Origin of the sequence: Okeania sp. SIO3B5 (genome assembly GCF_010692555.1) — a bacterium.
In the GTDB taxonomy this organism is placed as follows: Bacteria; Cyanobacteriota; Cyanobacteriia; order Cyanobacteriales; family Microcoleaceae; genus Okeania.
The window spans coordinates 1-9,775 of the sequence record NZ_JAAHHG010000385.1 but is presented as its reverse complement, the minus strand read 5'-3'; the positions used below and the strand labels follow the sequence as shown (position 1 = coordinate 9,775).

Below are 9,775 nucleotides of genomic sequence, written 5' to 3'. Positions count from 1 at the left end.
TGGCAAATATTGTGGTGGATACTCCTAATGATGTAGTAGATGATAGTGATGGTGTGACTTCTTTACGGGAAGCAATAATTCAAGCCAATAGCACACCGGAAGATGACACTATTCAATTAACAGCAGGAGCAACATATAATCTGACTATTTCTGGTAGTGGGGAAGATGCTGCTGCTACCGGAGATTTAGATATTGTTGCTGGTGGTGGAGAAATTACAGTTATTTCACAAGGACAAGACAAAGCTGTTATTGATGCTGGGGGTGCAACAGGAATTAATAACAGAGTGTTTCATGTTTTGGAAGATGCTGCCCTACAGTTAGAGAATGTAGAAATAACTGGTGGTTTTGTAGCTAATAGTCCTGGTGGAGGAATCTACAATTTAGGTAAAATTAGTATCAACAACAGTACTATTAGTGGAAATTTAGAAAATTTCTTGATTAATGGTGGTGGAGGTATCTACAATGCAGGTACAGCTAATATCACCAACAGTACTATTAGTGATAACTCAGCGTTTTATGGTGGAGGCATCCGAAACACAGGTACAGCTAACATCAGTGACAGTACTATTAGTGGTAATTTTGGCAATACATTTGGTGGAGGCATCTCAAACTATTCAGGCACAGTTAGTATCAGTAACAGTAACCTTAGTGATAATTCAGCAGATTTTGATGGTGGAGGCATCTCAAACTTTTCAGGCACAGTTAATATCAGCAATAGCACGATTATTGATAACTCAGCAGTTGATGGTGGAGGTATTTCTAACTTCTTCAGTGGTACAGCCAATATCAACGATAGCACTATTAGTGGTAATTCAGCATTTTCTGGTGGCGGTATCTTCAACGACAACAGCTCAAACATCAATATTGACGATAGCACTATTAGTAGTAACTCAGCAAGTACATCTGGTGGTATTGACAACTCAGGCACAGCAGGTATTAGCAACAGCATTATTAGTGACAATTCAGCCGATCGTGGTGGTGGCATCAGCAACTCAGGTATAGCTCTTGTCAACAACAGCACTATTAGTGATAATTCAGCTAATCGTGGTGGTGGTATTAGAAACTTGGATGGTACAGCTATTATTAGCAATAGTACTATTAGCGGTAACTCAACATTTTTTTATGGTGGAGGTATCTACAACTCAGGTATAGCTTTTGTCAACAACAGCACTATTAGTAGCAATGAAGCATCCAACGGCGGTGGAGGCGGTATCGGTAATCTTGGTGTAGCTAACATTAGCAATAGTACTATTACTGGTAATGAAGCCCCTTCAAACTTAGGAAGTGGTATTTTCCAAAAAGCAGAATCTGTAGAGATTGATAATAATGGTAACTACACCAGCTATACTTTTTATGCCAATGCCACTGTTACCTCTAGCATTATTTCTGGTAATATCAACAGCGACGTTGACTTCTTAGAAAGTAATAATATTCTTATCAGTGGTGGCAACAATCTTATTGGTACAGGTAACGCCATCAGTAACTTCAACGGTAACAACGACCAAACAGGTATCGCCAACCCTCTACTTGAAAACCTTGCTGACAATGGTGGCCCCACCTTGACCCATTTACCTCTTCCCAATAGTCCTGCCATTGATGCAGGTATCAATCCCAACGCACTTACTAGCGACCAACGAGGCGAACCACGAACCCGAGGTGGAGGGGTTGATATTGGTGCAGTGGAATTACAAAACTCACCCCTGATAAATGGTACTCCTAATGATGATCGCATCAATGGTACAGATGGAAACGACACAATTACAGGTCTGGCAGGTAATGATAATATTAATGGTCGTGATGGTGATGACGAAATTATTGGTAGTCAAGGTAATGACTCCCTCTATGGCCAAGACGGAGATGATACTCTAGAAGGCCGTCAAGGTCGCGATCGCCTCTTTGGTGGTAATGGTGATGACTCTTTGAACGGCGGTCAAGGGCGGGATTTTTTGAACGGTGGTGAGGGTAACGATACTCTGACTGGTGGTGCTAGTATTGACCGTTTTATTTTCAATACGAGTGATGAATTTAACTCAGACGATCTTGGAGTAGATGACATTACTGACTTTATGCCGGGAGAAGATGTGATTTTCCTTCATAAAAGCACTTTTACAGCTATTACCAGTAACTCAGGAGAGGGTTTCAGCTTTAATAATGAATTTGCTATAGTTACCAGTGATGCTGATGCTGAAACCTCAGCAGGAGTTATTGTTTATAACAGCAACAACGGTAAATTGTTCTACAATGCAAATCGAACAGCAGCAGCATTTGGCAGTGGTGGTGAATTTGCTAATCTCACGAATATTCCATCTATTAGTGAGGATGATTTCTTGCTAGCAGGAAATGATACTATTAATGATCCTGATGGTAATAACCAAATTATTGGTAGTCGAGGTAATGACTTCCTCTTTGGTCAAGATGGCGATGATGTTCTCCGAGGTCGTCAAGGTAATGATCGCCTCTTTGGTGGCAATGGTGATGACTTTTTGAGCGGCGGTCAAGGGCGAGATTTTTTGAACGGTGGTGAGGGTAATGATATCCTGACTGGTGGTGGGAGTATTGACCGCTTTATCTTCAATACGACTGATGAATTTAACTCAGACGATCTTGGAGTAGATGACATTACTGACTTTGTTCCGGGAGAAGATGTGATTTTGCTCGACAAAAGCACTTTTACAGCTATTACCAGTGATTCGGGAGAGGGTTTCAGCGTTAATAGTGAATTTGCTATAGTTACCAGTGATGCTGATGCTGAAACCTCGGCAGGAGTTATTGTTTATAACAGCAACAACGGTAAATTGTTCTACAATGTAAATGGAACAGCAGCAGCATTTGGCAGTGGTGGTGAATTTGCTAATCTCACGAATATTGCATCTATTAGTGAGGATGATTTCTTCTTGAGAGGATAAAATTATGTCCGGTTGAATACTTACTTTGTAGGGAACAGGGAACAGGGAACAGGGAACAGGAAATATAAGAATAGTCTTACAACTGTACCTCACACTTCCTCAAAAGTGCTGTAATTAGGGTTTGCGTATGGAAAGTCTGTTGGTAGGGGTAGGGGAAAACCCACCCCTAATATCAAATCCGGTAGCATCGGTAATTATGGGGAGTAAGGGAGATGGGGACCCACCCCTAACCCCTCCCGGCGTTGCTGAATACTGGGATGATTGAGGCCGACACGGAGAAACGGGGACACGGGGACACGGGGACACGGGGACACGGAGATGATAGTTAATCCTCTCTGATAAAATCATCCCACAATTATGCAATGCCCCCCTCCCAGGAGGGGAAGATCGAGAAATATGTGGTAATGGTTGAAAATGGAACATTTTTTTATACCGAAAAGCTTGCACTTTTTTCGACAAAAAAAGGCTGAAACCACTACTAATCAATGCTTTTATCTTTAATCAGCAAGCCCTAATTAGCTATAATAAATTAGCTATCTTTAGTCATCTTTAGATGACTTCTGCTTTGAGCCAAGAAATTTATTTCTTGGCTTGCTTCTGCCTTCTACCTTCTACCTTCTGCCTTCTACCTTCTGCCTTCTACCTTCTACCTTCTGAATTCTGAATTCTGAATTCTGGATTCTGAATTCTGGATTCTGGATTCTGGATTCTGAATTCTGCCCTCTGCCTTCTGCTATAAAACAGCAATATGCACGATCGCATCACCTTGATTAACCAGCGGATTTTGTAAACTACCAATGACTATTCCTGCACAGGAAGCATTAACCGTAGTACTTTTTTCTCCAAAAGCATCTGAAATTATACCTAAAACTTGCTTCTTTGTAACTTGCTGGCCTAGTTTCACATATAGTCTCAAAATCCCACTACAAGAAGCTCTCACCCACTTAGTCTCATGAATTTGTACCGTTGCTTGTGGATCTATGTAGGTTTCTTGTTGATACATATTTAATGCTCCCATTACCTGCATAATTCCTTCTACTCCTACTTTAATCGCATTTTCGTCAAATCGTAATGCTTCTCCTGCTTCATACAATAAGACAGGAATGCCACGTTTGGTAGCTGCTTCGCGTAAGGAACCATCTCTAGTTTGGGAATGAATTGTTACTGGTGCTGCAAATGCTTTTGCACATTCATAAGTTCTACTATCATGGAGGTTTGCCCGAATTTGTGGTAAATTTTTGCGATGATCTGAAGCGGTGTGTAAGTCAATACCATGAGTAGATTTACTAACAATTTCTGCCATGAATAAATGAGCTAAACGACTGCCAAGAGAACCTCTATTTGAACCTGGAAAAGAACGATTTAAGTCACGACGATCTGGTAAGTAACGTGATTGTTCTATGAAGCCAAATATATTAACAATTGGTACTGCAATTATTGTACCTCTTAATAGAGATGGAGAAATTTTTTGTAATACTTGACGAATAATTTCTACACCGTTAATTTCATCTCCATGAATAGCAGCACTTAACCAAAGTATCGGCCCTGTATGACTACCATTTATAACTGTAACTGGTAAAGTAATTAAAGTTTGAGTAGGCAGACGTGCCACTGGTATTTCTATGCGTTGTCTTTGTGCTGGAGGAATAATTAAACCACCGATTTCGATCATTTTGTACTGAGTTTATGGCTAAGAATATCAAATGTAATTAATTGATAATGGATAATGGATAATTGATAATTACCTCGGGTTTTAACCGAGAGGATTGAAAATAAGGAAATATTATTTCTTCTCTTGGTCGATTGGATATGGCGACGAGACCCGCTCTTATCAGAGCCGCTCCGCTTTATATGTTGTGGAGCAAAACGCCATCCCATCCTACGGAATGCTCCGCAAACGACCGCTTTTTTCCCCTTAAAAGGGGAGGCTTTAAACCAGAATTGTTTAATTATTAATAATTAATAATTAATAATTCGGTATTTTTTTTAAGTATTTTAAAGATGAAAATTACATTTCAACTGGGCTATTTTTCAGAAAAGAGGGAATAGGGAATAGAAGGAAATAACTGATGATTTCTGTACGATAATTGATTTTATTTTTGATTTTTGGAGATGTCTATTAAATAGGAAATAGTTTCTGGGAAGAATACAGGAAATAGGGAACAGGAATTGAACAATTTTTATGATTTTATTGACATTTTTATTTTAGCATGATAGCATTCTTGATTTTTTTTCTTGCTACATAATTTTTATGGCTGGTTATCATACTTCATAAATATGAAAACTACTATATTTATCATAATATCATAAGTATGTTAATCAATAAAATATTTTGTATAAAAGTTAAATTTTTATTTAGAGAAATAAGATGTATTTTTTTACCTATATTTATAGTTTTATTGCAAATAAAAATAATTTCATTAATGGATAATGGATAATTGATAATTACCTCTGGTTAAAACCGCTCTTGATTGAATATCAGGAGATATTATTTCTTCTCTTGGTCGATGGTCGGCCAGCGAGGAGACCGTTCCCTCCGGGACGCTACGCGTTAACGTAGTTGTGCCTTAAAAGGGGAGGCTTCAAGGCGCGAATTATTTAATAATTAATAATTAATAATTAATAATTCGGTAAAAAAAATTTATGTAGTAATCATCCAGTTGGGTGAGCCATACAATTTAGTTGAAATTACTTATATAGCCATAAGATTTTAGTTGTGAGATATTGGAGACTTTTAGGGTACAGGGTACAGGGTACAGGGAAGAAGAAAAAACAAATATATAAGAACTAAGATAACTGCTATATTCTATACTTTACAAGGAACACTTCAATTCTCACATTTGATTCCTGATTGTTATACAGATGAATGTGACATAGATGATTATTGGTATTATATAATTATAGTATAAAAATTTACTTAGAGGATTTTATAACTATGATATATATTATTTTTGAGTTTTTTTTGGGCTGTAAAAATATTTTTGAGTTAGTTATTTATCAGAAAATACAACTGAATCAATATAAAGATAAAATATTAAAATTTCTATCATTAAGACAAGATCGTGCTGCAATCGCCAAACAATTTGCACTGACATTTTTTCCTATATCTATTCTCATCGGAGGGGTCCTTGCTAACAGCTACTACATAGACGTTAGTAGCAAAGTAAAAGTCATAAAAACAGAAGAAAAGCAAGTTGTAGAAGTGAAAAATACCCTCATAAACAACTCATTTGTGTCTTTAATTTTAGATGTAAAAAATTTAGCTAAACTACCAGACATAGAAAGATATTTTGCTGATAAAAAAAATAGTCCTCAAATACAATCCTCACATTTAGGGCATATAGAAGAACAGTTTGTGGCATTTGCTAAATATCAGCAACTTTATTACCAAATTCGACTGCTTGATACTAAAGGCCAGGAAATAGTTAGAGTTAACTATGAAAATGGAAAAGTTGAACTTGTTCGCCAAAACTTACTGCAAAATAAAGCAGATAGAGATTACTTCAAAACAGCGATCGCTATGCCAAAAGATAGTATTTACATCTCTGCCTTTGACTTAAACCAAGAACAGGGAAAAATTAAGCGACGATTTAAACCATCTATACGATTAGCTGCACCTATATACGATCGCCAAAATAAGCTCCAAGGGATTGTAGTGAGCAACTACATGGGAGAACACTTAAATCGACAGCTAACCCAAGAAAATTATCGGACTTTAGGTCAGTCAATGCTACTGAATAGGACTGGATTTTGGTTAATCAATCCAGAATATCCAGAAAAAGAATGGGGTTTTATACTACCCAACCGAAGGCAACAAATATTTGAGCGTCAGTTTCCCGAAGCATGGCAAGATATATCTCTCAAAGATTCAGGACAAATACACACGAAGGAGGGATTATTTATTTTTACCACCTTTAACCCTCGGAATATATCTCAAAACTTGGCTCAAGTAAACATTCCTATAAACATTCCTAAGATTACCCTATCCAAAAACGCCATAGATAGCTACGGTTGGAAAATAGTTTCTTATATTTCTCCAGAAGTATTGTCGGCTGAATCAGATCGAATGTTAATAAATTTCCTCTGGTTGTACCTGTTTTTAAATGGTTTGCTTGCTGTAAGTGTTGCTGTGGTGACAATAGTACGGAAAAAAAATCAACTGGCAAATGCTGAATTAGAGAAAACCCGGCATAAATTCCTGGAAGTTCAAAGTCGTGACTGGCTCAAAAGTCATATTGCTAGCCAAATTCTTCACTCTCTCGATATCAACACTATTTTGGAAACAGCCGTGAGCGAGATTCATACTTTACTCAACATTGAACGCTGTACTTTTGCTTGGTATCATGCTACAGCTGTACAGCCATTTTGGGAAATAGTGACAGAAGCTAAACATTCGGAATTAGTAAGTACCATTAGTTGTTATTCCAGAGAAAGTGTTGACAAATTATATGATCGCTTTTTCAAGAGGGAAATTATCCGAATAAATCAAGTTAGTACCCTAGAAGATTTAGAACTCAAAAAATTGTTAGTTGTTCAAAAATGTAAGTCTTTTATCGGATTACCAATAGAAATCTCCTCTAAAGTAGTGGGAGTGTTGAGTTGTAGTTATAGTAGTCAGATACATCATTGGCATCAAGAAGAGGTAATACTACTACAGGAAATAGTTGAGCGACTTGCAATTGCTATTAACCAAGCAAAACTTTACACTGACACTCGCCAAACAGCTCTATCACTCCAAAAACTCACTGCTCAATTACAACAGAGTCGCAGCCAGTTAATTGCTCATAATCAGGTACTGATCGAGCTTTCTAAAAATAAGATATTAACTCAAGGAGATTTCCTGCTAGCTTGCCAGGTAGTCAATGAAGTAGTTTCTCAAACATTGGAAGTGAAACAAGTTGGTATTTGGCTACTAAATGAAAATAAGACTAAAATCAAATGTATTGATTTGTACAACTCAATCACAGACGAACATAATCAAGGAATGGAACTCGTAGTTACTAATTATCCAAATTATTTTAAGTGTTGGGAAAATTCTCATCTGATAGTTAGTAATGATGTTTCCTCAGATCTAAGGATGGAAAAACTACTGGAAGAATACTTAAAACCATCTGGTATCACTTCCTTGTTGAATGTGGTAATCTATTTTCGTGGAAAAACGATCGGAGTAATGTCCTTGGAGCATATCGGTATTGCTCGTAACTGGAGCTTAGAAGAACAAAATTTTGCTAGTGCCTTAGCAGATTTACTTTACCTATCCCTAGAAGCAAGTGAGCGAGTTGAAGCAGAATTACAACTACAAAAACGCACTCATGAATTAGAAACTACATTACGGAAGTTGCGACTTACCCAAGCTCAGATGGTGCAGAGTGAAAAAATGTCTAGTCTTGGGCAAATGGTTGCAGGAATAGCTCACGAAATTAATAATCCAGTCAGTTTTATTCACGGTAATTTAGTTCATGCTACCGAATATACTCAAGACTTGTTAGAGTTGATAGGACTCTACCAACAAAACTTCTCCGAACCCCCAGAGGATATTACTGAACTGCTAGAGGAGTTAGATTTAGACTTTCTCCGAGAAGATTTGGATAAATTATTTAAGTCAATGCGGATGGGAACCGAGCGCATTACTGAAATTGTTAAATCTTTGCGGACTTTCTCTCGTCTAGATGAATCACAATTTAAAGAAGTGAATATCCATGAAAGTATTGATAGTACCCTCACTATTCTCCATAACCGTCTGAGGGCAAAGCCAGATGCTTCAGAAATTCAGGTAATCAAAGACTATCACCAGTTACCTCTCATTAACTGCTATGCTGGCGAACTCAATCAGGTATTTATGAATATTCTCAGCAACGCTATTGATGCTGTGGAAGAACAAAATCAACGGCAGACAATGACAGGAAAAAAATATACTGGTAAAATTAGTATTAACACTGCAATAGTAAGGGAAGATTGGGTTGTCATTCGGATAGTTGACAATGGTTATGGAATTTCGCCAGATATTCAGCCTAAGTTATTTGATCCATTTTTTACCACAAAAAAGATTGGCAAGGGAACAGGATTAGGATTGTCAATTAGCTACCAAATTGTCGTCAAACATCATGGAGGAAACCTAATATGTAACTCTAAATCTGGAGAGTGGACAGAATTTATCATTGAAATTCCGATTAGACAATCTTTCAAAAGAGGGAACAGCGAATAATTAATAATTAATAATTAATAATTAATAATTATAGGACTTACGCATATACGCTATATATAGCGCTTGAAACTATTGGACAATAGTCTTTATACTCTATAAATAGTGCCTGTGCGTAAGTCCTGAATGAATAATTATTAGGGCTTGCTGAATAAAATTGTAATTAATATAGGACTTACGCATATGCGCTATATATAGTACTCATAACTATTGTCCAATAGTTACTGTACTCTATACACAGTGTCTTTGCGTAAGTCCTGTAATATCAGTTAAGGCTTCCTGGATTAAATAGGGTTTGCTGATTAAATATCAAAGCATTGACTGATATTGGTTTCAGCCTTTTTGGGTCGAAAAAAGTGCAAGCTTTTCGGTCTAAAGAGCTGCAAAAAGCTAGTATTTTAGGATGATTATGGCAGAAAAATCACTCTTACAATTTTTACGACTACCTCCTCTATAATTTCCATTTCTCCTGTCTTCCCCTCCTGGGAGCAGGGCTGTTTCAAAGTATTGTAGATTAACGATGAGCGGGATAACGGGAGATGATATTATGTCCGGTTGAATAATTAGACTTTGGTGGAAGGAAGGCAGGAGGCAGGAGGCAGGAGGCAGAAGGTTTTTTCAAGAGTGTCACCTTAATTTTATACACGCTCCGATGCTACCGGACATG

3 protein-coding genes are annotated in these 9,775 nt (G+C 37.4%); 2 read left to right on the top strand and 1 reads right to left on the bottom strand.

The window, feature by feature from the left end; translation table 11 throughout:
- Positions 1-2,906, top strand: a 2,906-nt coding sequence (locus tag F6K54_RS32740; RefSeq protein WP_293087384.1) for a choice-of-anchor Q domain-containing protein, incomplete at its 5' end; no start/stop codon positions are given.
- A gap of 733 nt (positions 2,907-3,639) precedes the next feature.
- Here the strand turns inward: F6K54_RS32740 and F6K54_RS32735 are convergent.
- A complete protein-coding gene (locus tag F6K54_RS32735; RefSeq protein ID WP_293087382.1) occupies positions 3,640-4,578 on the bottom strand; it encodes a succinylglutamate desuccinylase/aspartoacylase family protein in 939 nt (312 codons plus the stop codon).
- Between the two features lie 1,263 nt (positions 4,579-5,841).
- On the opposite strand from F6K54_RS32735, the gene F6K54_RS32730 reads away from it, so the two are divergent.
- Complete coding sequence (locus F6K54_RS32730) at positions 5,842-9,111, top strand: ATP-binding protein (RefSeq protein WP_293087380.1); 3,270 nt, start codon at positions 5,842-5,844, stop codon at positions 9,109-9,111.
- Positions 9,112-9,775: the final 664 nt, after the last annotated feature.